18 protein-coding genes are annotated in these 24,493 nt (G+C 67.7%); 9 read left to right on the forward strand and 9 right to left on the reverse strand.

Annotation, left to right across the window (positions count from 1 at the left end):
* Position 1 precedes the first annotated feature (1 nt).
* On the forward strand, positions 2 to 2,386 hold the full coding sequence (locus FG94_RS17230) for an EAL domain-containing protein (protein WP_036214186.1): 2,385 nt from the start codon (positions 2 to 4) through the stop codon (positions 2,384 to 2,386).
* Between the two features lie 18 nt (positions 2,387 to 2,404).
* On the opposite strand, the gene FG94_RS26115 is transcribed toward FG94_RS17230, so the two are convergent.
* Complete coding sequence (locus FG94_RS26115) at positions 2,405 to 4,960, reverse strand: ATP-binding protein (RefSeq protein ID WP_051996875.1); 2,556 nt, start codon at positions 4,958 to 4,960, stop codon at positions 2,405 to 2,407.
* Positions 4,961 to 4,970: 10 nt separating this feature from the next.
* Complete coding sequence (locus FG94_RS17240) at positions 4,971 to 6,080, reverse strand: metallophosphoesterase (protein WP_036214188.1); 1,110 nt, start codon at positions 6,078 to 6,080, stop codon at positions 4,971 to 4,973.
* Positions 6,081 to 6,291: 211 nt separating this feature from the next.
* On the opposite strand from FG94_RS17240, the gene FG94_RS17245 reads away from it, so the two are divergent.
* The 4 genes from FG94_RS17245 (at position 6,292) to FG94_RS17260 (ending at position 10,696) form a co-directional block, all read left to right on the forward strand.
* Positions 6,292 to 6,747, forward strand: coding sequence for an Hsp20 family protein (locus tag FG94_RS17245; protein WP_036214190.1), 456 nt, complete (start codon positions 6,292 to 6,294; stop codon positions 6,745 to 6,747).
* A gap of 331 nt (positions 6,748 to 7,078) precedes the next feature.
* Positions 7,079 to 8,611, forward strand: coding sequence for a Do family serine endopeptidase (locus FG94_RS17250; protein ID WP_036214191.1), 1,533 nt, complete (start codon positions 7,079 to 7,081; stop codon positions 8,609 to 8,611).
* Between the two features lie 46 nt (positions 8,612 to 8,657).
* Entirely contained in the window at positions 8,658 to 9,320 is a 663-nt protein-coding gene (locus FG94_RS17255) for a response regulator transcription factor (protein WP_036214193.1), read from the forward strand.
* Positions 9,317 to 10,696, forward strand: coding sequence for an ATP-binding protein (locus FG94_RS17260; protein ID WP_036214195.1), 1,380 nt, complete (start codon positions 9,317 to 9,319; stop codon positions 10,694 to 10,696). The genes FG94_RS17255 and FG94_RS17260 overlap by 4 nt, the downstream gene beginning before the upstream one ends.
* Here FG94_RS17260 and FG94_RS17265 read toward each other — a convergent pair.
* From FG94_RS17265 to FG94_RS17275, 3 genes are all read right to left on the reverse strand, one after another.
* The gene (locus FG94_RS17265; protein ID WP_081926050.1) at positions 10,685 to 13,054 is read right to left on the reverse strand and encodes a PAS domain-containing sensor histidine kinase; all 2,370 of its coding nucleotides are present in this window, start codon (positions 13,052 to 13,054) and stop codon (positions 10,685 to 10,687) included. The two genes, FG94_RS17260 and FG94_RS17265, sit on opposite strands and share 12 nt — an antisense overlap.
* 81 nt (positions 13,055 to 13,135) lie before the next feature.
* Positions 13,136 to 13,900, reverse strand: a complete 765-nt coding sequence (locus tag FG94_RS17270; RefSeq protein WP_036214196.1) for a LytTR family DNA-binding domain-containing protein — start codon at positions 13,898 to 13,900, stop codon at positions 13,136 to 13,138.
* Between the two features lie 4 nt (positions 13,901 to 13,904).
* Positions 13,905 to 15,005: a sensor histidine kinase gene (locus FG94_RS17275; protein ID WP_229445975.1), complete on the reverse strand. Its 1,101-nt coding sequence runs from the start codon at positions 15,003 to 15,005 to the stop codon at positions 13,905 to 13,907.
* Positions 15,006 to 15,157: 152 nt separating this feature from the next.
* Between FG94_RS17275 and dacB the strand changes: the two genes are divergently transcribed.
* Complete coding sequence (dacB, locus tag FG94_RS17280) at positions 15,158 to 16,618, forward strand: D-alanyl-D-alanine carboxypeptidase/D-alanyl-D-alanine-endopeptidase (protein WP_036214198.1); 1,461 nt, start codon at positions 15,158 to 15,160, stop codon at positions 16,616 to 16,618.
* Positions 16,619 to 16,626: 8 nt separating this feature from the next.
* Entirely contained in the window at positions 16,627 to 18,771 is a 2,145-nt protein-coding gene (locus tag FG94_RS17285) for a TonB-dependent siderophore receptor (RefSeq protein WP_081926051.1), read from the forward strand.
* Between the two features lie 3 nt (positions 18,772 to 18,774).
* Here the strand turns inward: FG94_RS17285 and FG94_RS17290 are convergent, their stop codons facing one another.
* Positions 18,775 to 19,023, reverse strand: a complete 249-nt coding sequence (locus tag FG94_RS17290) for a hypothetical protein (protein ID WP_036214200.1) — start codon at positions 19,021 to 19,023, stop codon at positions 18,775 to 18,777.
* A gap of 269 nt (positions 19,024 to 19,292) precedes the next feature.
* Between FG94_RS17290 and FG94_RS17295 the strand changes: the two genes are divergently transcribed.
* Positions 19,293 to 20,420: a branched-chain amino acid ABC transporter substrate-binding protein gene (locus FG94_RS17295; protein WP_036214201.1), complete on the forward strand. Its 1,128-nt coding sequence runs from the start codon at positions 19,293 to 19,295 to the stop codon at positions 20,418 to 20,420.
* Positions 20,421 to 20,431: 11 nt separating this feature from the next.
* Positions 20,432 to 20,683 carry an MbcA/ParS/Xre antitoxin family protein gene (locus FG94_RS17300; RefSeq protein WP_036214203.1) on the forward strand — a complete coding sequence of 84 codons (252 nt, stop codon included), beginning with the start codon at positions 20,432 to 20,434 and terminating at the stop codon, positions 20,681 to 20,683.
* A 107-nt stretch (positions 20,684 to 20,790) separates the two neighbouring features.
* On the opposite strand, the gene FG94_RS26120 is transcribed toward FG94_RS17300, so the two are convergent.
* From FG94_RS26120 to FG94_RS17315, 3 genes are all read right to left on the reverse strand, one after another.
* Positions 20,791 to 21,000 carry a hypothetical protein gene (locus tag FG94_RS26120; RefSeq protein ID WP_051996878.1) on the reverse strand — a complete coding sequence of 70 codons (210 nt, stop codon included), beginning with the start codon at positions 20,998 to 21,000 and terminating at the stop codon, positions 20,791 to 20,793.
* 86 nt (positions 21,001 to 21,086) lie between these two features.
* The gene (locus tag FG94_RS17310) at positions 21,087 to 22,811 is read right to left on the reverse strand and encodes a response regulator (protein ID WP_036214206.1); all 1,725 of its coding nucleotides are present in this window, start codon (positions 22,809 to 22,811) and stop codon (positions 21,087 to 21,089) included.
* Positions 22,798 to 24,288 (reverse strand): ATPase domain-containing protein, encoded by a 1,491-nt coding sequence (locus FG94_RS17315; protein WP_036214208.1) that lies wholly within the window; start codon positions 24,286 to 24,288, stop codon positions 22,798 to 22,800. The genes FG94_RS17310 and FG94_RS17315 overlap by 14 nt, the downstream gene beginning before the upstream one ends.
* Positions 24,289 to 24,493 lie beyond the last annotated feature (205 nt).

The raw sequence follows: 24,493 nt of genomic DNA on the forward strand, positions 1-24,493 counted from the left end.
TTTGAACCTGTCGCCCCTGCCCCTTGCCGTGTTCGTCGTCGATGCGGCCGGCACCGTCACCAGCTGGAACAAGGCCTGCGAAAAACTGGCCGGCTACGGCGCCGGCGAGATCCAGGGCATGACCCTGGACCGCATCGTCGAGTTCGACGACCCCGCAGGCGCCAAACCGCGCATGGCCGCGCGCGCCGACGCCGAGAACGAGGGCACCCTGCATACGGCCGACGGCCGGCGCCTGCCGGTGCGCATCACGGTGGCGCCGCAGTCCTTCGACACCGAGACGCCTGGCACCTTCAGCGTCATCCTCATCCCTCGCTCTGGCCAGTTCCCGGCGCGCTATGCCCTGATCCAGGACCTGCCGGTGGCCGACATCCTCGAGTCGCTGCCCTGCGTGTTCTACGTGATCGACCAGAGCGGCCACCTGCTGCTGTGGAACCACCAGCTGGAAGAAGCGCTGGAGATGGATGCCGAGGAGCTGCCCACTTCCAACGTCAAGTTCTTCTTCGACGAAAAGGAACGGCCCCTCATCGTCGACAAGATCCTCGCCGCCTTCGATGGCGGCGGCTCCACGCACGAGGCGGAACTGGTCGGCAAGCACGGCAAGCGCACGCCCTACCTGTTCCGCTGTTCCCTGGCCCACCTGGGCAATGTCCCGGTCGTGTTCGGCACCGGCATGGACATCACGGCGCGCAAGCAGGCCGAAATCGGCCTGCGGGTGCGCGAGCGCGCCATCTACTCGAGCCTGAACGCCATCGTCATCACCCGCTGCGAAGAAGACGAGCACCGCATCGACTACGTCAACCCGGCCTTCGAGCGCATCACCGGCTACACGCTTTCCGAGATCCGGGGCCAGGATCCGCGCTTCATGGCCATCTCGGGCTGCGACGAGGACGAGCGCCAGCGCATCCGCGAAGCGCTCGCGCGCAAGGAAAGCGTGCGCGTGGTGCTGCGCAACAAGCGCAAGAACGGCGAGGTGTTCTGGAACGACCTGCGCATCGATCCGGTGTCCAACGGCGACGGCGAGATCACGCACTTCGTCGGGGTCATCAACGACATCACCGAGGCCCGCCACTACGAGCGCCGCCTGCACCACCTGGCCCACCACGACCCGCTCACCGGCCTGGCCAACCGCACGCTGCTGCAGGACCGGCTGCGCCAGGCCATCGACAGCGCGAAGCGCGGCGGCTTCATGGTGGCGCTGGCCTTCCTCGACCTCGACAACTTCAAGCACATCAACGACAACTTCGGCCACGATGCCGGCGATGCGGTGCTGCGCGAAATCGCCCAGCGCCTGCGCGGGAACGTGCGCGAGGAGGACACCATCGCGCGCATGGGCGGCGACGAATTCGTCCTCGTCATCTGCAACCCGGCCAGCCACGAACGCATCGCCGAACTGATCGAGCGCACCCGCCGCAGCGTCATGGCGAAGGTCGAGGTGAAGGGGCGGGACATCCTGCCCGGCACCAGCATCGGCGTCAGCATCTTCCCCGACGACGGCGACAGTCCCGAGAAGATCATGCGTGCGGCCGACGCCGCCATGTACCACGCCAAGACCCTCGGCAAGAACAACTTCCAGTTCTATTCCACCGACCTGAACCAGATCGTGCACGAACACCTGATGCTGGAGGCGAACCTGAGCCGCGCGATCCGCGAGCACGAAATGGTGCTCGATTACCAGCCAAAGGTCGACCTGCGCAGCGGCAAGGTGGTGGGCGCCGAGGCCCTGGTGCGCTGGCGCCACCCTGTCGAGGGGGTGATCCCGCCCGACCGCTTCATCCCGGTGGCCGAGGAAACCGGCCTGATCGTGCCGCTGGGCGACTGGGTCATCGACGAGGCCTGCGGCGCGCTCAAGGCCATGGAAGCGCTCGGCGTGAAGGATTTCGTCATCGCGGTCAACCTGTCGGCGCGCCAGCTGCGCCAGCGCCAGTTCGCCGAGCGCCTCGGCGCGACCCTGCGCCGCCACGGCGTCGACCCGCGTTCGCTCGAACTCGAGGTGACCGAGAGCCAGCTGATGGACCATCCCGACGAAGCGCTGGACGCGCTGGGCCAGCTCAAGGCTCTAGGGGTGCGCCTGTCGATCGACGATTTCGGCACCGGGTACTCGAGCCTGAGCCACCTGCAGAAATTCCCGGTCGATGTCATCAAGATCGACCGCTCCTTCCTGGGCGACGTCGGCCACGACGGCCACCTGGTCATCACGCGCGCCATCATCGCGCTCGGCCACAACCTCAAGCTCAAGGTGGTGGCCGAAGGCGTCGAGACGCGCGAGCAGATCGCCTTCCTGCGCGAACACGACTGCGACCAGATGCAGGGCTTTTACTTCAGCCCCGCGCTGCCGCGCGAGACGCTGCAGGAGATGCTTGCCAAGGACGCGCGCCTGCCCGATTGAGCCGCAAGAGAAAGGACCTCAGGCCTTGCCGCCGTCCCGTGCCTGCAGCAGCGCCCAGATCTGTTCCGCGTCGACTGGTTTGACCAGGTAATGGTCGAAACCCGACGCCTGGGCGGCTTCCCGGTCCTTTTCCTGGCCGTAGCCCGTCACCGCCACCAGCATCGATCCCGCGGTCTCGGGCAGGCGGCGCAGGCGGCTGGCCAGCTCGTTGCCGTCCATGTCGGGCAGGCCGATGTCGATCAGGCAGACTTCCGGCCGCTCCTGCCTGGCCCGCTCGATGGCGCGCAGGGAAGAATGTTCGACCGTGACCACGTACCCGAGCAGTTCGCACAAGGCTGCCAGCACCTCGGCGGCGTCGACGTTGTCGTCGACGACCATCACGCGCGCCTGTCGCGCGCGCGCGGCCGGCGGCGCCTGCGCCTGCGCGGGCGCGACGGTGGGCGCCGGGGCCTGCCGGTGGCGCGGCAGATGGATGCTGAATTTGCTGCCTTGTCCCAATCCCGCGCTATGCAGCGCGACCCGGCCGCCATGCAGCTCGACCAGGCTCTTGACCAGCGCCAGGCCGATGCCCAGGCCGCCCTGGGCGCGGTCCGGCGTGCGCTCGGCCTGGGCAAACAGCTCGAAGGCATGGGCCACCGTGTCGGGCGCCATGCCGATGCCGTTGTCCGTCACCGTGATCACCACCTGTTCCGCTTCGGTACGCAGGTGCAGCACGATGTTGCCGCCTTCCGGCGTGTACTTGGCAGCATTGTTCAGGACGTTCGCAACGCACTGGACCAGGCGTTTCAGGTCGCCCCACACATGCGCCGGCCCCGGCGCCACGTGGACTTCCAGGTGATGGCGGCGCAATTCGATCAGCGGCTTGACCTGCTCGACGGCCTCGCTGACGACGCTGCGGGCGTCGACCTCGCTCCGTTCCAGGCTCACCAGGCCGCGGGTGACGCGCGACACGTCCAGCAGGTCGTCGATGAGCCCGGTCATGTGCCTGACCTGGCGCGCGATGATGCCGCTGGTCTGGCGCACGCGTGTTTCGTCGAGCCGCCCGAGGCGCAGCAGGTCGGCCGCCGAGCTGATCGGGGCCAGCGGATTGCGCAGCTCATGCGCGAGCATGGCGAGGAATTCGTCCTTGCGCCGGTCGGCCTCGCGCAGCGCCAGCACCGCCCGCGCGCGCGCCACCGCATCCCAGGTGCGGGCCGCGGTCTGGCGCATCAGCTCGACGTCCTCGTCGCTCCAGGCGCGCGGCTGGTCGTGGTGGGCGAACATGAAGGCCACCGTCTTGCCGTCGCGCTGGATCGGGGCGGCCACCGAAGCGCGCGCGCCGATCTCCGCGTGGGCCGCGGCGGCTGCGCCGGCGGTGCGCGGATCGCTGGCCAGGTCACTGACGCGCATGACGCGTCCCGCGCGGATATCGGCTGCCAGGGCCAGGCCGTAGTCGTCGAGCCGCTCGACCCGGGCCGGCAGCTCCGGCACCCGGCGCACGTCGTTGTAGTTGTGCCCGACGACGCCGTACTCGACTGCCTCGTCCATGCTGACGTAGCCGACCCGCGGCACGCCGAGGATGCGCGCCAGCTCCCGGGTAGCCACGGTCATCATCATCGCCGGGTCGTCGGCGACGCCGCGCAGCTGCTCGTCCAGGTCGAGCAGCATGGTCTTGTGCGCCTCGGCCTTCTGCGCCGCCAGCACCGCCAGCTTGCGGGCGCTGACGTCGTCGAAGAATACGGCCAGGCCGTCTTCCAGCGAGGGATTGGCGCGGACATAGATCCAGGCCTGGCCCCCGCCCGGCAGGAGGCAGGCCTGCTCAGCCGACTCGGCCTTGCGGCCGGCGCGCACGCGCGCGAGCAGGGCGACGATCTCGGCGCCGGCCAGCGCCGGGAAGGCCTCGCGGTAGGGCTTGCCGACGATGGCTTCGCGCGGCAGCGCGGAAAAGCGCAGCGCCGCATCGTTCGCATAGCTCAGGGTGTCGTCCGCCGCCAGCAGCACCAGACCCTCGCTCAGGGTGTCGAAGATGTACTGGCTGCGGTCACGCTCCTGGCGCAGGGCGGCCTGCGCCAGGGCATTCTCGACCGCCGACCAGGTGCGCTCGGCCACGTCGCGCGTGACCAGGATGTCGTCGCCGGTCCAGCAGTAGGCATCCGGCTTGGCGACGTTCAGGTTGGCGGCCCAGCGCCCGTCCTTGAAGATCGGCACCGCCAGCAGCGCGCCGATCATGATGGCCCGGTAGCTGGCGACGAAGGCGGCGGTCCTGGCATCGGCAGCCATGTCGTCGACCACGAAGTCGCTTCCCCTGCCCAGCGTCGCCACCACCGCCGGCCCGAAGTCGTCGATGCGTCCGGAGCTGGGCATGGGCGGAATCCCGGCGTCGAACCATCCCGCGCGCGAGAAGAAGGTATGGCCGTCCGGGCCGACTTCGGTGTACCAGCAGTGCGAGGCGCCGAGATACCCGGCCAGAAGCCTGGTCGCGGTCTCGACGATGGCGGTGGGCGAGGACAGCGTCTTGAGCTGGTCGGCGAGCCGGAGCTGGAAGGCGCGCCAGCGGGCGTTCAGGGCGGACGGATCGACAGGATTCTCGGACATGGGTGCTCTTTCAGTGCGGCGCGCGCAGCGTCAGGCGAATGATCTCGCCCGGCTGCCACAGGCGCATGCGCGGGCCCCAGCTGCCGGCGCCGCGGGTCACGTACAGCATCATGCCATTGACGTCGTAGGCGCCGATGTATTTCGCGAAGCGCTTCTGTACCGCATAGCTGAAGGGCCAGATCTGGCCGCCGTGGGTGTGCCCGGACAGCATCAGGTCGACGCCGCGCGCGCTGGCTTCCTCGATGATGCCGGCGGCCGGGATGTGCGACATCAGGATGGTGGCGGCGCCGGTCGGCGCCGGGATGGTGCGCGCCAGGCCGCTCGTGATCTCGCGTTCATTGCGCATGGCGCGGCCGATGTCCTCGATCCCGGCCAGCACCAGGCCGGGGGCCAGCTCCACCTGGCGGTCGCGCAGCCAGCGCACGCCGCCTTCCTCGAATTCGCGCACGGTGGTTTCAAGGTCGCCGTAGAACTCGTGGTTGCCGGTCACCGCCCACACGCCCCACGGCGCGCGCAGCCCGCGCAGGGTCGGGGCCAGCTGCGGCTCGCCGATCGGATCGTCCTCGACCTGGTCGCCGAGCAGCAGGACCGCGGCCGGCTTCAATGCGTTGATCTGTTCGACGCGCGCCGCCAGCCATTCGGAGCGGCGCTGGGCGCCGAGGTGGATGTCGCTGACGGCGACGATGACGGTGCCGTCCAGCGCCTGCGGCAGGTCTTTCATGACGACTTCCTGGTCGACGATGACGGGGGCGCGCATGCCCTGGAAGATGGCGAAGCTTGCGAGCAGCACGCCGCCGATGGCGCCGACGGCGCGCAGCTTCTGGGTATGCGCGCGCCACCACAGGCCGAAGCCGCCCAGGATATCCGTCGCCAGCAGGCACAGCGACATGATGAAGGTGATGCCCAGCCAGGTCAGCGCGAACTGACCCGGCCACCAGCGCCAGTCGAGGGCCTGGTCGGCGATGCGCACGCCGGCGAAATACAGCAGCCAGACCAGGAAGGCGCCGATCCACCAGGCGCGCCGCGGGATGCGGTGCTTGACCGCGTCGAGCGAATACAGGCGGGCGGCGACGTACAGGTGGAAGAGGGTACCGACGATATTGAGGACGATCGAAAACATGATGCGGCTGCTGTGGCAAAGGTGCTTACCTTAACGCAAATTTGGCAAATTTGCGCACACGGAAAGGTGTAAATAATATTTGTAAAAATGCTTAAAAAACCATATTTCGTATGTCTTGAAACTGCCTTGGCATGGCACTAGATTGGAGTCACCGGATGCTCACGATGAGGTCCGGCAACTATATCGCTTAAACTTTACGAGGATATTTATCATGCGTACTTTCGACCTGACTCCCCTGTACCGTTCCGCCATCGGTTTCGATCGCCTGGCCAGCCTGCTCGAGCAGCGCGCCGAGCCGAGTTACCCGCCGTACAACATCGAACTGGTAAGCGAAGACAACTACCGCATCGTGATGGCCCTGGCCGGCTTCACCCGCGACGAAGTGGAAATCGTGACCGAGCGTGATACCCTGCATGTCACCGGCCGCAAGCAGAAGGACGAGACCCAGCGCACCTTCCTGCACCGTGGTATCGCCGCCCGCGATTTCGAGCAGCGCTTCCAGCTGGCGAACCATGTGAAGGTCACCAGCGCATCGTTCGACAACGGCATGCTCACCATCGAACTGGTGCGCGAAGTGCCGGAAGCGTTCAAGCCGCGCAAGATCGCCATCGGCGACGCCAACGGCAATGCCAATAACGTGCAGCAGCTGGAACAGCGCGCCGCCTAAGTACAGGTAGTCGCGTGAAAGAAGGGCGTCCCGTGGGGCGCCCTTTTTGACGATGGACTTGTGTTTTCCGTAGGGTGGGCGGCTCGTGTTCTGGCCCACTGGGCCAGAACACCCCACGCGGTGATAGTTAGCAGATGAATCGCCGCGCGGGCAGATTTAGCCAAGTTTGAACGCGTGGGCGGGAGACCCGCCCACTCTACGAAAGCGTCATCTTTAAGAGCGGTATAAGGCCAAAAGTTGCCTGCTTAAGCATGGTCTAAGCCAGCTTTGGGAAGATAAGCCCATCGATAAAGAACATCATCGGTCAACCATTTTCATCAGGAGCACATACATGCGTAACGAAGGTGCCGTCACTGCCATCACTGCCAAACGCCTCACGCTGGCCCTGTGTGCCGCGGGCGTCATCGGCGGAGCGGTCGGTGCGCTTGCCGTCAACCATAACAACGCGGCAGCCGAAGCCGCGGCCGCCGCAGAAGCGCCGGCGCCGGCGCCTGCGCAGCTGGCTGCAGCCCCGGCTCCCGCCGCCGCCCCGGCGCCGGCAGGCACCGTGACCCTCCCCGACTTCACCCGCATCGCCGCCCAGAACGGCAAGGCGGTGGTGAACATCCAGGTGGTCGGCAGCACCAAGACCGCCAGCCGCGGCAACGTGCCCCAGCTCGACCCGCGCCACCCGTTCTATGAATTCTTCCGACAGTTCCAGGACCCGCGCGGCAGTGGTCGTGGAGCGCCCGTTTTCGGCGCCGGATCGGGCTTCATCGTAAGCCCGGACGGCGTCATCCTGACCAATGCCCACGTCGTGCAAGGCGCCGACGAAGTCACCGTCAAGCTCCATGACCGCCGCGAATTCCGCGCCAAGGTCGTGGGCGCGGACGCGCGCACCGACGTGGCCGTGCTGAAGATCGACGCCAAGAACCTGCCGGTTGTGCCGCTCGGTAAATCGCGTTCGCTCGCCCCGGGCGAGTGGGTGCTGGCCATCGGCTCCCCGTATGGCCTCGAGAGCACCGTCACCGCCGGCGTGGTGAGCGCCACCGGCCGCAACCTGCCGGACGGCCAGGTGCCCTTCATCCAGACCGACGTGGCGGTCAACCCGGGCAACTCGGGCGGCCCGCTGTTCAACACCCGCGGCGAAGTGGTGGGCATCAACTCGCAGATCTACAGCCAGACCGGCGGCTACCAGGGCCTGTCCTTCTCGATCCCGATCGACATCGCGGTCAAGATCAAGGACCAGATCATGGCCACCGGCAAGGTGCAGCATGCCAAGCTGGGCGTGAACGTACAGCCGATCGACCAGGTCTTCGCCGACTCCTTCGGCCTGGATTCGCCCGAAGGCGTCCTGATCGCGAACGTCGAGCGCGGCGGTCCGGCCGAGCGCGCCGGCCTGAAGTCGGGCGACATCATCCGCCGCCTGAACGGCCAGACCATTGTGTCGCCAGGCGACCTGTCCAGCAGCGTCTCGCTGTCCAAGCCGGGCGAGCGCGTGGCGCTCGACGTCTGGCGCGACGGCAAGCTGGTGCGCGTCGACGCGGTCCTCGCCGACGCCAGCGAGAAAGCCAAGCGCGGTGCGCCGGAAGAGCTGGCTGCGAACGGCGGCGACAAGGGCGCCAAGCTGGGCCTGGTCCTGCGTCCGCTCGAGCCGATCGAGCGCCGCCAGAGCGGCATCGCCTCGGGCCTGCTGATCGAGGATGCGCGCGGCGCGGCCGCGAGCGCCGGCATCGAACCGGGCGACGTGCTGGTCTCGGTCAACGGCCGTGCGGTCAACTCGCTTGAGCAGGTTCGCGACGTGGTGGGCAAGGCCAGCAAGTCGGTGGCCTTGCTGATCCAGCGCGGAAGTGAAAGAATCTTCATTCCAGTGCGGATTGGCTAAGGAAGCGCAGCGTCCTCGACCGGCTGGTTACACGAACGGATAATTCATGCGGCTATTGCTGGTAGAAGACGATACGATGATCGGCGAAGTGGTGCTCGACCTCCTGCGGGCCGAGCACTACGCCGTCGATTGGGTCAAGGACGGCGAAATGGCCGACACGGCCCTGATGCAGAACCAGAACTACGACCTGGTCCTGCTCGACCTTGGCCTACCGCGCAAGGACGGGCTGGACGTGCTGCGCTCGATGCGCACCCGCAAGGACCGCACTCCCGTGCTGGTCGCCACCGCGCGCGATTCGGTGGCCCAGCGCATCGCCGGGCTGGACGCCGGCGCCGACGACTACGTCCTCAAGCCCTACGACCTCGACGAACTGCTGGCGCGCATCCGCGCGCTGCTGCGCCGCGCCGCCGGACGCGCCGAACCGATCTTCGAATACAAGAACATCTCGGTCAATCCCGCCACCCGTGAAGTGCTGGTCGACGGCACCCAGGTGGCCCTGTCGGCCCGCGAATGGGCGGTGCTGGAAGCCCTGGTGGCGCGGCCCGGCGCCGTGCTGTCGCGCGCCCAGCTGGAAGAAAAGCTGTACAGCTGGCGCGACGAAGTCTCCAGCAACGCGGTGGAAGTCTACATCCACGGCCTGCGCAAGAAGCTGGGCAGCGACCTGATCCAGAACGTGCGCGGCGTCGGCTACATGGTGCCCAAGGCATGAAATTCAGGTCAAAGGTCACGCACTCGCTGCGTGGGCGCCTGTTGTGGTACCTGCTGGCGGCGATCACCATCGCCGCCCTGGCGCAAGCCTCGATCGCCTACCGCACCTCCCTGCACGACGCCGACCAGATCTTCGACTACCACATGCAGCAGATGGCGCTGTCGCTGCGTTCGAGCACGCCGCTGTCGAACAGCGAGGCGCAGCAGCGCCTGCAGGCCAAGAACGAGGCCAGCCCGGGTGGCGCCGGCAACGACGACATGGTGGTGCAGATGTGGTCGCCCGACGGCGTGCAGGTCTTCCATAGCGTCTCGCGCGCGCGGCTGCCGCAGCGCGCGGTGCTGGGCTTCTCCAACGTCAAGGCCAACGGCACCGTCTACCGCGTGTTCTCGATCCAGAGCGAAAACCAGACCGTGCAGGTGGCCCAGGACCTCGCCGTGCGCCGCAACATGGCGGGCAACCTCGCGCTGCGCACCCTCGGCCCGATCGCCGTCATGATGCCGATCCTGATGCTGGTCGTGTGGTGGGTGGTGAGCGGCTCGCTCGAGCCGGTGGCGCGGGTGCGTTCGCAGGTGGCTTCGCGCCAGGCCGACGATCTGTCGCCGGTGTCCGACGCCGGCCTGCCGGACGAGGTGCAGCCGCTGGTGCAGGAGCTGAACCTGCTGTTCGGGCGCGTCAGGACCGCCTTCGACGCCCAGCAGTCGTTCGTTGCCGACGCCGCGCACGAACTGCGCACGCCGCTGGCGGCGCTGCGGCTGCAGGCCCAGAGCCTGGACCGCGCCGACACGCCGGAGGCGCGCAAGCTCGCCGTGCAGCGCCTGACGGCCGGCATCGACCGCGCCACCCGCCTGGTCGAGCAACTGCTGGTGCTGGCGCGCCAGGAAGCCACCGCCGCCGCCGGCACCGTCGCGCGCCCGGTCGACCTGGCCGACCTGGCGCGCCGCACCGTGGCCGACCTGGCCGGCGTGGCCGCCGCCAAGGGCGTGGACGTCGGCATCCACCACGCCGATCCGGCCACGGTGGAAGGGCAGCCGGATGCGCTCCACATCCTGCTGCGCAACCTGGTCGACAACGCCATCAAGTACACCCCGGCGGGCGGCACCGCCGACATCTCGGTGCGCAGCGACAGTGCAAAGGAAGGCTGCACGGTCACGGTCACGGTCGAGGACAGCGGCCCCGGCATCCCGCCGGAGGAACGCGAGCGCGTGTTCGACCGCTTCTACCGCGTCGCCGGCAGCGAGGCGGCCGGCAGCGGGCTGGGACTGGCGATCATCAAGGCGATCGCCGAACGCCACGGCGCCACCCTGGCGCTGGGCCAGTCGGAACGCCTGGGCGGCCTGTCGGCCACGGTCTGCTTCCAGGAAGCGTCAATGCGCTAGCCGCGCGTCGATCAATGCACGGACCTTGTAGGTCAGGGCGGTGATCTCGAACGGCTTCGTGATCACTTCCATGCCTGCTGCGAGCCGGCCGTTGCCGACTGCCGCCGTATCGGCATACCCCGTCACGAACAGCACCTTGAGGCCGGGGCGCTGCAGCCTTGCCGCATCGGCCACCTGGCGACCGTTCAGCCCTCCGGGCAGTCCCACATCCGTGACCAGCAGGTCCACCCGCGTGTCGGAGTTCAGTATTTGCAGGCCGGTTGGGCCATCCTGCGCCGTGAGCACGCGATAGCCGGCCTCGCGCAGCACTTCTTCGACGATGGCGCGCAGCGCGTGCTCGTCTTCGATGAGCACGATCGTCTCGCCCTGGCCCGAACTGGGGGGCGGAACGTCGGCCTTCGCCTCCGCCTGGGCGGCGCCGCAATAGCGCGGCACGTACAGGCACATGCTGGTCCCGTGCCCAGGCTCCGAGCGGACGCGTACCTGGCCGCCCGACTGGCGCACGAAGCCGTAGACCATCGACAGTCCCAGTCCGGTACCTTCGCCCAATGGCTTGGTGGTGTAGAAGGGGTCGAAGATGCGCGCGACCACCTCGGGAGGCATGCCGGTGCCGGTATCGGACACGCGCAGCGAAATGTACTGTCCCGGCGGCATATCGCCTCGCGCGTCGCGCTCGTCGATCGACTCGTTGGCCGTCACCAGCGTCAGTTTCCCGCCGTCGGGCATCATCGCATCGCGTGCATTGATGCACAGGTTGAGCAAGGCATTCTCGAGCTGGGACGGATCGACCTTGGTCAACCAGAGATCGTGCGCACCGAGCACTTCCAGTTCGATCATCGGGCCGACCGAATGGCGCACCAGCTCCTCCATTCCTGCGATCAGGCGGTTGATGTCGACCGGCTTGGGATCGAGCGTCTGCCGGCGCGAGAATGCCAGCAGCCGCTGCGTGAGCGAGGCGGCCCGGCGGACCGAGGATTCACCGATCTCGATGTAACGTTCCAGCCCGGCTACCTGGCCGCGATGTAGCTTGAGCTTGAGGACCTGCAGGCCGCCGCTGATCGAGGCGAGCAGGTTGTTGAAGTCGTGGGCGAGGCCGCCCGTGAGCTGACCCACCGCCTCCATCTTCTGCGACTGGCGCAAGGATTGCCGGGCCTGCTCGAGTTCGGCTTCGCGGGCCTTGTTCAGGCTGAGGTCACGCCCGATGGCGACGAAATTCTCGCCGTCGAGCTCCGGTGCGACGGTCCACTCGATGTGCTTCCAGCCGCCGTCCCGGGTGGCGATGCGGTTCTCGAAGCGGGCCGGCTGGTGCGTCTCGGCCATCCGCCCGATCGCCTCCAGCGTGGGCGGCATGTCCTCCGGATGCATGAGGCTGGCATAGGGGCGCGCCAGCAGTTCGGCTTCGCTCCAGCCCAGCACTTGCGTCCATGCGGGGCTGACGGCCGACATGGTCCCTTCGAAGTTGGCCCGGGCCAGCATGTCTTGGGACAGCTTCCAGAGCTGGTCGCGCTCGGCCGTGCGCTCGGCGACCTGGCTTGCCAGGCTATCGTTCAGTTCGCGGAGCCTGCGCTCCGCCAGCCTGCGCGCGCTTATGTCCTGGAAGATGACCGCTATCTGGCGCTTGGTGGCCGGCTCGATGCGCGAGCACGCCACTTCGAGGTAGCGGTCGGTGGTTTCGAGGACGCGCTCGAAGCGCACAGGCTGCCCGGTTTCCAGCACGCCCCGGATGATCGCCACCCAGGCGTCCGCCTCGCTCCGGCTCAGCAGGCTCCTGGCCGTCTTGCCGACGATGTCGGGAATGCCGGCATGGCGCATGTAGGCGGCGTTCGCTTCGACGTGCACGTAGTCGGACATCGGGCCGTGCGGGCCATCGATGAACTGGACCACGCAGAAGCCTTCGTCGATGGAATCGAACAGGGTGCGATAGCGCGCTTCGCTTTCGCTCAGTCTTTCCTCGGCTTGCCGCCTGTCGGTGACGTCGATCGACACGCCCGTCATCCGGAGCGGCCTGCCCTCGCTGTCGAAGTCGGGCTGCCCGCGAATGGCGATCCAGCGCAAATCGCCGCCCGGCGTCACGATCCGGTATTCGATGTCGTAATCCGCTCGGGACGCGACGCTGTGCTCGACGGCATCGGCCATCCGGACCTTGTCGTCGGGGTGAATGGCGGCGCGCAGTTCCGCGTAGCTGAACGGGGCGGCCGGATCGCGGCCGAAATTGCACCGGCAGACTTCCGATGTGCGCAGTTCGCCGGTCGCGATATCCAGGCTCCAGGTGCCGAGACGCCCGGCCTTGATCGCGAAGTGCAGCTCGCGCTCGCTCATCGCCGGCGCCGCCTCCGACGCTTCATGTCCAACACGCATACATCCTCTTAGATCAGCCGAAAGGCGTGGTTTATTTAACGTTTACAGAACCAAACCATAGCATAGTCGAGGACCGGAGTTTCACCCTCCGAGGATGGCTTTCAGCGCACCGGCATAGCGCTCGCTGACGGCTACCAGGTCGCCGTTGCGCAGGCTTAGCCAGTAGGTGCCGTCGCCGCGGGTTTCCATGCCGGCGATCTGGCTGCGCCGCACGATCGTGCCCCGGTGCACGCGCACGAATTCCCCTGGGGCCAGCAGGCTTTCGAGGCGGCTGAGCGTCATCCGGTGCAGGACCGTGCGTCCCGCCAGGCGCAGCTCCACATAATTGCCCGCCGATTCGATGCGCAGGATGTCGCCCACCTTGACCTGTTCGATGCGGCCGACCGAGCGCACGCTGATCGTGTCCAGGCTTTGCGCGCCATCGCCGTCGGCATCGACGAAGCCGCGCAGCGCCGCGCCATAGGCCTCGCGCTGGCGCTGGCGCAGCATGCTCGCCGCGCGCTCGACGGCCTGCGCCAGGCGCGCATCGTCGAGCGGCTTGAGCAGGTAGTCGAGGGCATGCACCTCGAAGGCCTCGATCGCGTGCTCGCTGTAGGCGGTCACGAACACGACCAGCGGCGGCTCGCGCAGGCGGCTCAGCTCACGCGCCAGCACCAGCCCGGACTGCCCCGGCATCTGGATGTCCAGGAACACCAGGTCGACGTCAATGCCCGCCAGCGCCGCGCGCGCCGACGCCGCTCCGCCGCATTCCCCGGCCAGCTGCCAGCCGGGATGGGCGGCCATGGCCAGGCGCAGATTCAGCCTGCTTGGCAGTTCATCGTCGACGATCAGGTAGCGGATCGCCATGGCGTCAATCCGCCTGCGCCAGCGGCAGGCGCACTTCGGCGACGAAGCGCTCGCCCTGCCGCCCGGCGAAGAGCGCGGCTTCCGGGTGCATCAGGCGCAGCCGGTCGCGGGTGTTGGCGAGCCCGAGGCCGGCGCCCGGATTGGCGGGGGTGTCGCAGCGCGCCGGATTGGTGACCCGCACCAGCAGTGCGTCGTGTTCGCGGATGAAGGACAGGTGGATGTCGCTCGGCCCTTCGCTGCAATCGAGGTCGTGGCGCAGCGCGTTCTCGACCAGCGGCTGCAGCAGCAGCGGCGGGCAGGCGATGTGTTCCAGCCCTTCGCCGGCGCCGTCGACCTGCATGCGCAGCCGCTCGCCGTAGCGCAGGCGCTGCAGGGCCAGGTAGTCCTGCACGAAGCGCAGCTCGGCGGCGACGCTGACGGTATGGCCGCTGCTGGCTGACAGCACGTAGCGCAGCAGCTCGCTCAGGCGTCCGATACCTTGCAGCGCCAGGCGCTTGTCGTCGCTGCGCACCAGGGCGCTGATCGCGTTCAGGGCGTTGAACAGGAAATGCGGTTCGAGCTGGGCGCGCAGGGCCAGCATGCGCTGCTCCTCGAGCGCCAGGCGCAGGTTGAGCATGTCGGTCTGCGAGCGTTGCCACGCCAGCTCGCGTTCCTTGGACTGGCGCCAGTAGAAGAAAGCCAGGATCGCGGCAAAAGTGCCGGTGGTCGAGAACCAGCCGACCAGCAGCATCCTCATCAAGAGCTGCCAGGCGTCCTCCAGGCTGGAGACCTGCAGCATTCCGCGCTGCCAGGCCATGTACATCCACTGGGCCGGCTGGAACAGCAGCACCAGGCACGCGAACATCGCCACCACATTGCACGGATGCGAGATCAGGGCCGGCCAGCGCGTCAGCGCGATGCACAGGATGCAGCTCAGGACGATCAGCGGCACGGCATACTCGACGAACCAGGTCGCCAGCAGCGCCGGATAGTGGCTGGATTGCCCGGCGCGCAGGTTGTCGCTGTAGGTCTGGAGCGCGCCGAGCACGCTGATGGCGGTCCACAGGACGACCATGGACAGCACGATCCTGGCGAAGGGCTGGATGCGATAGGGGGAGGAGCTCATCGGAAAAGTATAGCAGCGCGAAACGCCTGCCAAACCCGGGACTCCCGGGATGCCATCACACGGAAGCGGGCATTCGTCACATATCGGGTGGCGGCCGGCGAAAGGGTGCGCACAATGGCCAGGTCCATTGTTGAGCGCATCGAGAAACCACCATGCTCCTTCGCAGCCTTTGTTTGATCCTGGCCGTCTTCCTGGCGGCCTCGCATGCCGCCGCCATGCCTCCCGCGGTCGAGCAGGAACTGGCGCGGCAGGGCATCCTAGCCGGCGCACTGAGCTACCGGATCGAGGCCCTGGCAGGAATGCCGGTGCAGGGATTCGGCGAGCGCCGCGCGCTCAATCCGGCGTCGACCATGAAGCTGGTGACGACCCTGGCGGCCCTGGATACCCTGGGGCCCGCGCACCGCTGGACCACGGCCATGCTTGCCGACGCCAAGCCGGAGAACGGCGAGCTGAAAGGCGACCTGTACCTGCTGGGCGGGGGCGACCCCAACTTGAGCTGGGAGCGGCTGGGCGGCATGCTGCGCAGCCTGCGTAACAGCGGCATCGTCTCCATCGGCGGGGATCTGGTGCTGGACCGGACCCTGTTCCAGCCGACCCGGCTCGACATCGGCGCGCCGCCGTTCGACGACACGCCGGACGCCTCGTACAACGTCATCCCCGACGCACTGGCGCTGTCGGACTACCTGGTCACCTACACGCTGTCCTCGGATGCATCGACCGTGGCGGTGCAGGCCACGCCGCCGCTGTCCGGGGTGTCCGTGCTGAACCGGATGACGCTCAACGACTTGCCGTGCAAGGACTGGCGCGAGACCTGGCAGCAGCCAAGGGTAGAGGAACAGGGCGCTCTGGTGCGCATCGTCCTGAACGGCAGCTTTCCGCGCGACTGCAGCAAGACGGTCGACCTGCACACGCTCGACCGCGACCTCTACATCGAACGCCTGGTGCGCGCGTTGTGGGAAGAGATGGGCGGCCGGTGGCGCGGCCGCGCCCGCGAGGGCAAGGTCCCCGCTCGCGCGGCCGTGCTGGTCGAGCGCCAGTTCGAGACCCTGGCGGAGACGGTCCGCGCCATCAACAAGGACTCGCACGCCGTCAAGGCGCGCATGGTCTACCTGACGCTGGGCGCCACGGCGGGCGGGAGCGGCAGCCAGCCGACGCTCGAACGGGCGCGCCGGCGCGTCCTCGACTGGATCGCCGCCCAGGGCGTCGACTCGGGCGGCATCGTCATCGAGAACGGCTCCGGCCTGTCGCGCATCGAGCGCTTAAGTAGCGCACAGCTGTCCGCCTTGCTCAAGTCCGCCGCGGCGGGCCGCTGGTCTCCGGAATTTTCCGCCAGCCTGCCGATCGTGGCGCTGGACGGCACCATGAAGAACCGCCTGAAGACCGGCCCCGCGGCCGGCAATGCGCGCCTGAAGACCGGCACGCTGCGCGACGTCGCGGCGCTGGCCGGCTACGTGCGCGACCGGCGTGGACAGGACTGGATCGTGACGGCCTTCGTCAACGACCCGCAGGCCGGCGAGGGCAGGGGCAGGGCCGTGCTGGACCAGCTGATCCTCTGGGTCGCCGAAGGAAACGCCGCCGCAGCCGAACTACCTTCCATCCACCCACCTGACTGATTCCTACCATGCGAATGACCCGAACCGGCAGCGCAGGCGCGCTGCTGCTGGCGGCGCACGCCTGCGCATCCGCCCAGACCGCTGCTCAACAGCCCATCCAGCAGGTCGTCGTCAAGGCCGGCGCAACGAACAGCCGCGCGCAGTCGACCACCACCGCCATCGTGGTCGGGCGCGCCGAGATCCTGCGCCAGGGCGACGCCAGCCTGCTCGAGGTATTGAAACGCCAGCCCGGCATCACGCTCGAGGCCAGCCCGGGGAGGGAAGCAGCCATCCGCATGCGCGGCCTGGGCAGCGGCTATGTGGCGATCCTGCTGAACGGCGTGCCTGCGCCGGCCGGCTTCTCGCTCGAATCGATCAGTCCCGAGCTGATCGAACGCATCGAAATCCAGCGCGCCGCCACTGCCGAAACCAGCAGCCAGGCGGTGGCCGGCGCCATCAATATCGTCATGCGGCGCGCCGGCCCGGCAAAGAACGAGGACGCGAACGAGATCAAGGCGGGCAGCGCCTTCCAGCGTGGCCATGCGGCGCCGCAGCTGCTTGCCCAGCACAGCGGCCGCAGGGGCGCGTTCGCCTACACCGTGACCGCGACCGTCAAGCGCAACCTGAATCCGGTTGCGGCCCTCAGCACCGAGGCGGGATCGGATCCCGCGCTGCTGCGCCGCACGGCCTGGACCGACCACCAGATCGAAGACATCCTGGAACTGGCGCCGCTCCTGAGCTGGCAGCCGAACGCGGCCGACAGCATCAGCGCGCAGGGCTACCTGCGCAGGCGCCACATCGACAACGTCAAGCGCGAAAAGGAGTCGACCGAGATTGGCCAGCCAACGCCGTTCCCGCACGCCTACCAAAGCTTCGAGACCCGTCCGCTGCACGCCTACGCCGACCTGGCCTGGACGCGCAGGCTGGAGGGCGGCGCGCGCCTGAACGCCAAGCTGTCGGGCTTTCGGATGAAGCGCGAGGCCGGCTTCGTCTACCGGGGCATGGATGCGCAGGATCGCCCCCTCGAGTCCCATCTGGTTGCCTCCGGCCCGGTCGAGCGCGAATGGACCTTCAGCGGCAGCTGGCGCCGCCCGCTGTGGGGCAGCCACTCCCTGGCGGCCGGATGGGAGTTCGGCCGCAAGGGGCGCAGCGAATACCGGCGCGAACGGCATGTCGATCCCCGCGGCACGCTGCTGTTCTCCAGCGACGAGGATTACCGCGCCAGCGTGCTACGCAGCGCCTTCTTCATCCAGGACGAGTGGGACGTCAGCCCCGGCTGGTCCGCCTATGCCGGCCTGCGGCGCGAAGACTTGCGCACGACGGGCGAAGGCAATGCGGCTGCCCCGGTGGACGTCGACGCGGGCGCTTGGAGTCCCGTGTTCCAGACCCTGTTCAAGCCGCAGCGGGCGGAAGGCGACACCGGAGCGCGCGACGGCTTTCGCTTCGCGCTCAGCCCCACCTACAAGGCGCCGAACATCGTCCAGCTGCTGCCGCGCCGCTACACGGTCGACAACAACAACAGCGCCACCAATCCGGACCAGCAGGGCAACCCCAGGCTGCGGCCCGAACTCGCCCTGGCCGTCGACCTGGCCTGGGAGCGCTACTTCGGCGCGGCGGACATGGTGAGCGTGAGCCTGTTCCACAAGCGCATCCGCGACATCACGCTGACGCGCATCGGCGAGAGCGGCGGCGTGTGGACCGCCACCCCGGACAACGCGGGCAGCGCATCGGTGCGCGGCATCGAGTTCGAAGGCAAGCTGACGCGCGGCGCGCTGTCAGGACGCCTGAACCTGGCGCGCAACTGGTCGCGCCTGGACAGCGTGCCGGGGCCGGACAAGCGCATCGAAGGCCAGCCGGCCTACAGCGGCAATCTGGGGCTGGACTACGCGGCGCCAACCGGCCGCTTCGACCTGGGCGGCACCTGGACTTACCGGGGACGGGTGGCGAGCCGCGCGAGCGCGCTGGTCTTCAGCGAGGACGGCAGCCGGCGCCAGCTCGACCTGTATGCGGTATGGAAGCACGACGCCCGCTCGCGACTACGCCTGTCCGTGGCCAGCCTGGCGCAGCGCGACTACCTGGAACGCCTGGCGTACGAGGGGCACAGGCCGCTCGAACGCGCCACCGTCTACCAGCTGCGCCCGACCTGGCGCCTGGTGTGGGAACAATCGCTGTAGGGCCTAGGCGCGGCAGCCCAGCTTGCGGTAGCGCTTGCGCAGGCTGAGCAGATCCAGCTGCACCGATTCCATCATCGCGGCGCGCACGCGCCGCTCCGATTGTTCCGCTTCCAGGATGGCCGCGCGCAGGCGGCCGCATTCCGGCGCTTGCTTCGTGCCGCGGTGACGAGCGGCGGCGCAGGCCTTGCCGGCGCCGCAGCCGGCGGCGGGATGGGGTGACGCCGGCTGGCGTGCCGCGGCCGGGGCCAGCATGCAGGACAGCAGGATGCACGCCGCAAGGGAGGCGGCAGGTCGCGTGGCGAGGGTAGGAATGGTGGTCTCCGTGGTGCCGGAGGGTCGCTCGGCGCTGCCGGCCCCTCTCGTTCTTGTATCAGGCGCGCAGGATACCCGCGTTTTGGTCCTTGAATTCTCGCCAATTGTCACATTCGCCACGCGGGCGTTCGGCAGGCGCGGCACGGTAACGGTAGAATGGTCCCTTTGCTCACAGGGCAGCGGGCCCTGAGCGGATTTTAGAGGAATCGATGAAGAAGCAAGCAGTCCTGTTGGCCGGCCTGGCGGCAGCCGGCCTGGCCTCGGCCCAGGAAGTCGTTCGGATCGGCCACGCGGCCGCCGTGACCGGGCCGGTGGCCTACTTCGGCAAGGACACCGAGAACGGTGCGCGCATGGCTATCGAGGCGCTCAACGCCAAGGGCGTCAGCATCGGCGGCAAGAAGGTCCGCTTCGAGCTGGTGGCCGAGGACGACGCCGGCGAACCGAAACAGGCCACCGCCGTGGCGCAGAAACTGGTGGACGCGAAGATCAACGGCATGGTCGGCCACGAGACCTCGGGCACGACCATCCCGGCCTCGAAGATCTACCATGCTGCCGGCATCCCGCAGATCTCGCCCTCGTCGACCTCGCCGATGTACACCCGCCAGGGCTTCAACACCACCTTCCGGGTGGTCGCCAATGACGTGCAGCTGGGCCAGGCGCTGGGCCGCTACGCGACCGGCGCCATGAAGGCCAGGCGCGTGGCCGTGGTCGACGACCGCACCGCCTACGGCCAGGGCCTGGTCACCGAATTCGCGCGCAGCCTGCAGAGCCAGGGCGGCACCGTCGTCGCCAAGGAATTCACGCACGACAAGGCAACCGATTTTTCCGCCATCATCACCCGCATCCGCGCCACCAAGCCGGACCTGGTTTTCTTCGGCGGCATGAGCGCGACCGCCGGCCCCATGCTGCGCCAGATGAAGCAGCTCGGCATGAACGTGCGCATGATGGGCGGCGACGGCCTGTGCTCGGACGAGATTCACAAGCTCTCCGGCGGCACCATGGCGGACGGTCAGGTGGTGTGCGCGGAAGCGGGCGGCGTGCAGGGCGAAGCCCGCGCCGCCATGGACAAGTTCCGCGCCGATTATAAAAAGCGCTTCGGCATCGACGTCCAGATCAATGCGCCGTACGCCTACGACGCGGTGATGACCATGGCCGAGGCGATGGTGAAGGCCGGTTCGAGCCAGCCGGCGAAATACCTGCCGGTCCTCTCGAAGATCCAGCACAGGGGCGTGACCGGGCCGATCGCCTTCGACGCGCGCGGCGACATCAAGGACGGCACCATCACGCTGTATTCGTTCAAGGGCGGCAAGCGTTCGCTGCTCACCGTCACCAAATAAGGAGAACGTCGATGGCAGCAAGCGATTCCATCAAGCCGGATGCCTTCGCGGCGCTGCAGGCCCGCTTTGGCCAGCAGTCGCGCAAGGCGCAGGCTTATTACACGGTGATGCACGAAGTGCGCGGCATCGTCGGCAGCGATGACGCAGCGAGCACATGGATGACCGAGCCGCAGCCCGCGCTCGGCGGCAAGACTGCCGCCGAGGCGGTGGGAGAGGGGCGCGAGGACGAGGTCCTGGCCTACGTGCGTACGCTGAAGAAGTAAAGGCGCTTCAGAACACGCCGATCAGGAGCAGCACGATCAGCGTCAGCACGATCGAGACGGCGATGGAGCCGAGGCAGCCGAGTTTGTTCGAGAAGAATAAGAACATCTCAATCGCCCGGCCCTTCGCCCGGCATCGTATCGGCCATCAGCCTCAGCTCTTCCGGTGTCAGCTCTTCGGGCTTCTTGTCTGCCAGGCCATCTACGTCGTTCGCCTGCTGCTGGTTCTGGGGCTGTGCCTGTTGCTGTCCCTGTTCCTGCCCCTGTTGCTGGCCTTGCGGCGCGGCCTGCTTCTCGTGCGACTTCTGTTCCTTGCTCATGATGTTCTCCCCTGAAGGTGATGAACAAAGTGTGGCACAGAGTCGTTTTCGGCGGCGTCCAGCTCGATGAGGACTGCCGGCGCCGCTCAGTGAGGCCGTGCGGATGAGCCGCCGCGGCCGAGCGCACGCTCCACGCTGAGCGCCAGCTCGGCCAGCTGGAAGGGCTTGCGCAGCAGGATGTCGTCGCCCAGGACCTGGTCGATCGCATGCATGTCCGCATAGCCGGTGGCGATGATCATCGGTATGCCGGGGAAGACTTCGCGCGCGCGCCGCATGAGCTCGGCCCCGGTAATCCCCGGCATCAGGTAATCGGTGATGATCAGGTCCGGCCGCCCGCGTCCCAGTTCGCGCAGGGCGGCCGCGCCGTCCGCCGCCTGGGTCACCGCATGCCCGAAGGCTTCGAGCGACTGCACCATCGATTCGCGCACGAAGTTGTCGTCCTCGACCACCAGGATACGGGAACCCTGTCCGGCGGCCGGGACGGCGTCCGGCAGGGGCGCGGCGGCGGGGAGCTCGCCGCCGTCCCAGGCGCGCAGCCAGATTTCCACCGTGGTCCCACACCCCTGCTGGCTCAGGATGCGCGCCGCGCCGCCCGACTGCTGCGCCATGCCGTACACCTGGCTGAGGCCCAGGCCGGTGCCCTTGCCGACCGCCTTGGTCGTAAAGAAGGGCTCGAAGACCTTGGCCACGAGCTCGGGCGGCATGCCGGGGCCGTTGTCGGTGACGGCGATGCGCACGTACTCGCCGCTCGGCAGCAGCCCGGCGGGCGGCCGGGCATTCCCCGCATGGAAAGCCAGTTCTCCGCTGTCGCCCATGGCGTCGCGCGCATTGATGGCCAGGTTCAGCAGCGCCATCTCCATCTGGTTGGCGTCGGCGAACACGCGCGCGCAGCCTTCCTCGACCTCGAAGCGCAGATGGATGCGCGAGCCGAGCGAGGTCGCCACCAGTTCGCGCACCCCATCGAACAGGTCGCTCACCTCGGCGGGGCGCAGGTCGAGGTTCTGGTTGCGGGCGAAGGCCAGCAGCTGGCTGGTCAGCTTGCCGCCGCGCTGGCAGGCGCGGCGCGCGATCTCGGCGCGCTGCCTGGCCACCTCGTCCTTCGACAACAGCAGGATCAGGTCCATGCTGCCCTGGACCACGTTGAGCAGGTTGTTGAAGTCGTGGGCAATGCCGCCGGTGAGGCGGCCGACCGCTTCCATCTTCTGGAATTGCACCATCGCCTGCTGCACTCGTTCGCGCTCGATGACTTCGTTCATCAGGCGGTCGTTGGCCCCGGCCAGTGCGCGGGTGCGTTCCTCGATACGCGATTCGAGCGTCTCGTTGAGGGACAGGAGGTCCTGCCGGCTCTGCTGCAGGCTGGCGGCGTCGCGCTCGCGTTCGGCCAGCAGGTCGCGTGCCTGGTACTGGCGGCGCCGGGCGCGCAGGGCCGAGCTGGCGGCGCTGCGTAGGGTCTGGGCGTTGAGCGGGCGTTCGAGCAGGATGATGTTGCCCAGCTCTTCCAGCCGGGAGCGCGTGCCATTCTGCGGTATGCCGATGGCCTTGGCCAGCAGGATGACGAAAGGGAAGTCGGACCATGGTTGCTGCTGCGCCAGCCAGGTGTGCAGCGGTCCCAGGTCGATCCCGTGCAGGGCTTCTTCGGCGACGATGGCCATGCCCGCACCCGCCTTGATCGCGGCCGCCAGCGCAGGAAAGTCATGGACGATGTCGCAGGAAGCGCTGTCGCGCGCCAGTACCGAGCACATGACTTCGGCGTCGCGCCCGCGCGGCGCGAGGACCAGGATGCGTTCGTCGTGCTGGTCAGATGTCTTCATTCGGCAAGGAGGCCATCATCGGCGTCGTACCACGGTAGCTCGGCAGTCCGGTCAACACGCCTTCGAAGCCTTCCAGCGCATCGCCGACGCGGATGCCTTCGCGGTTCAGTTGCAGCTCGTGGATGGTGAGCGCGTGTTCCGAGGTGCGGCTCTTGACGACGGTGATGGCGCGGCGCAGGCGGCCATTCGATTCGAAGAAGCGCATCATCACCGTGCCGTCGCTCAGGTAGCTCAGGTCGACGTCCGAGCGCACTTCGCCGATCATGCCGTGCTGGCCGAGCACCATCACCGTGGTCACGCCCTGCTGGTTCAGGAAGGACAGCAGTTCGTGCATCTGCAGCAGCAGGAACTGCTCGCCCGGCATGGCCTGCAAGGAAGCGTTCAAGCTGTCGATGACGACGAAGTCCACTTCATCGCGATCGACCGCGTCGCGCAGCATCTGCGCGAACTGGCCAGGAGCCAGCTCGGCCGGGTCGATGTGGTGGATGCGCAGCTGGCTGTTGTCGGCGTAGGGACGCAGGTCCAGCCCGAGCGCCGAACTGCGCACGAAGAAGGTGCCGAGGCCTTCGTCGAACAGGTAGAACGCGGCCTTTTCGCCGCGTTCCAGCGAGGACAGCAGGCAGCGCGTGGCCAGCGTGGTCTTGCCGATCCCGGACGGGCCGACGACCAGGGTATTGGTGCCGCGCACCAGGCCGCCGCCGAGCAGGGCGTCCAGGCCATCGGAGCCGGTGGAGAATACCACCGGGGTGAAATCGCGGTTGTGTTCCGAGGCCACCAGGCGCGGGTACATCGTGATGCCGCCAGTGTCGAGCGTGTAGTCGTGGTAGCCGCCGCGGAAGCGGATGCCGCGCATCTTGATGATGTTCACGCGCCGGCGCTCCGTGCCGAATTCCTTGGCGATCTGCTCCAGGCTGATGACGCCGTGGGCGATGCTGTGCAGGTGCTGGTCCGACTGGCTGGTCTTGTCGTCGAGCAGCAGGACGGTACAGGCGCGCGCCGAGAAGAACTGCTTGAGAGAGAGGATCTGGCGGCGGTAGCGCAGCGGGTTCTGGGCCAGCAGGCGCATTTCCGACAGGCTGTCGAACACCACGCGCACCGGCTTGATCGCGTCGACCTTGTTCATGACATTGCGGGTCGTTTCGCCCAGCTCGACTTCCGAAGGATGGAAGATCGACTGTTCGGAATCGGGATCCAGCTCGGTGTCGCCGGCCAGTTCGAAGATCGACAGCGCATCGATGTTCCAGCCGTGGCTCGCTGCGACTGCCTTCAGCTCGTCGGCGGTCTCGGACAGGGTGATATACAGGCCGGCCTCGCCCCTGGCTGCCCCGTCGAGCAGGAACTGCAGGCCCAGCGTGGTCTTGCCGGAACCGGGCGAGCCTTCCACCAGGTAGACGCGCTGTGGAGTCAGGCCGCCGCCGAGGATGTCGTCGAGGCCGGCAACGCCGGTGGAGATGCGTGCGTTTGCAGCGGTATTCATTCTGGTACGGCCTATGCTGGTCGCGCCAGCCAGGCGCGACGGTGTGGAGGAAGACGTTGCTTACCGCCAACGCGCATTGATCAGGGCATTATACGCATTCGTCAACGCAAGCTTGGTTCAGTTGTAGCGATTGTGCATGCGGCGAACATTGTCTGATGATGCATAAAAAGGGTTCCATCGGGAACCCTTTTTCTGGACCGGATGA

Source organism: Massilia sp. LC238, assembly GCF_000735635.1.
In the GTDB taxonomy this organism is placed as follows: domain Bacteria; phylum Pseudomonadota; class Gammaproteobacteria; order Burkholderiales; family Burkholderiaceae_D; genus Telluria; species Telluria varians.

Excerpts from the sequence above, each read along its gene's own strand:
- FG94_RS26115 (WP_051996875.1), bottom strand. The coding sequence starts at position 4,960 with ATGTCCGAGAATCCTGTCGATCCGTCCGCCCTGAACGCCCGCTGGCGC.
- FG94_RS17295 (WP_036214201.1), top strand. The coding sequence starts at position 19,293 with ATGAAGAAGCAAGCAGTCCTGTTGGCCGGCCTGGCGGCAGCCGGCCTG.
- FG94_RS17245 (WP_036214190.1), top strand. The coding sequence starts at position 6,292 with ATGCGTACTTTCGACCTGACTCCCCTGTACCGTTCCGCCATCGGTTTC.
- FG94_RS17300 (WP_036214203.1), top strand. The coding sequence starts at position 20,432 with ATGGCAGCAAGCGATTCCATCAAGCCGGATGCCTTCGCGGCGCTGCAG.
- FG94_RS17315 (WP_036214208.1), bottom strand. The coding sequence starts at position 24,288 with ATGAATACCGCTGCAAACGCACGCATCTCCACCGGCGTTGCCGGCCTC.
- FG94_RS17310 (WP_036214206.1), bottom strand. The coding sequence starts at position 22,811 with ATGAAGACATCTGACCAGCACGACGAACGCATCCTGGTCCTCGCGCCG.
- FG94_RS17260 (WP_036214195.1), top strand. The coding sequence starts at position 9,317 with ATGAAATTCAGGTCAAAGGTCACGCACTCGCTGCGTGGGCGCCTGTTG.
- FG94_RS17290 (WP_036214200.1), bottom strand. The coding sequence starts at position 19,023 with ATGCTGGCCCCGGCCGCGGCACGCCAGCCGGCGTCACCCCATCCCGCC.
- FG94_RS17240 (WP_036214188.1), bottom strand. The coding sequence starts at position 6,080 with ATGTTTTCGATCGTCCTCAATATCGTCGGTACCCTCTTCCACCTGTAC.
- FG94_RS17275 (WP_229445975.1), bottom strand. The coding sequence starts at position 15,005 with ATGAGCTCCTCCCCCTATCGCATCCAGCCCTTCGCCAGGATCGTGCTG.
- FG94_RS26120 (WP_051996878.1), bottom strand. The coding sequence starts at position 21,000 with ATGAGCAAGGAACAGAAGTCGCACGAGAAGCAGGCCGCGCCGCAAGGC.
- FG94_RS17265 (WP_081926050.1), bottom strand. The coding sequence starts at position 13,054 with ATGCGTGTTGGACATGAAGCGTCGGAGGCGGCGCCGGCGATGAGCGAG.
- FG94_RS17250 (WP_036214191.1), top strand. The coding sequence starts at position 7,079 with ATGCGTAACGAAGGTGCCGTCACTGCCATCACTGCCAAACGCCTCACG.
- dacB (WP_036214198.1), top strand. The coding sequence starts at position 15,158 with ATGCTCCTTCGCAGCCTTTGTTTGATCCTGGCCGTCTTCCTGGCGGCC.
- FG94_RS17270 (WP_036214196.1), bottom strand. The coding sequence starts at position 13,900 with ATGGCGATCCGCTACCTGATCGTCGACGATGAACTGCCAAGCAGGCTG.
- FG94_RS17255 (WP_036214193.1), top strand. The coding sequence starts at position 8,658 with ATGCGGCTATTGCTGGTAGAAGACGATACGATGATCGGCGAAGTGGTG.
- FG94_RS17285 (WP_081926051.1), top strand. The coding sequence starts at position 16,627 with ATGCGAATGACCCGAACCGGCAGCGCAGGCGCGCTGCTGCTGGCGGCG.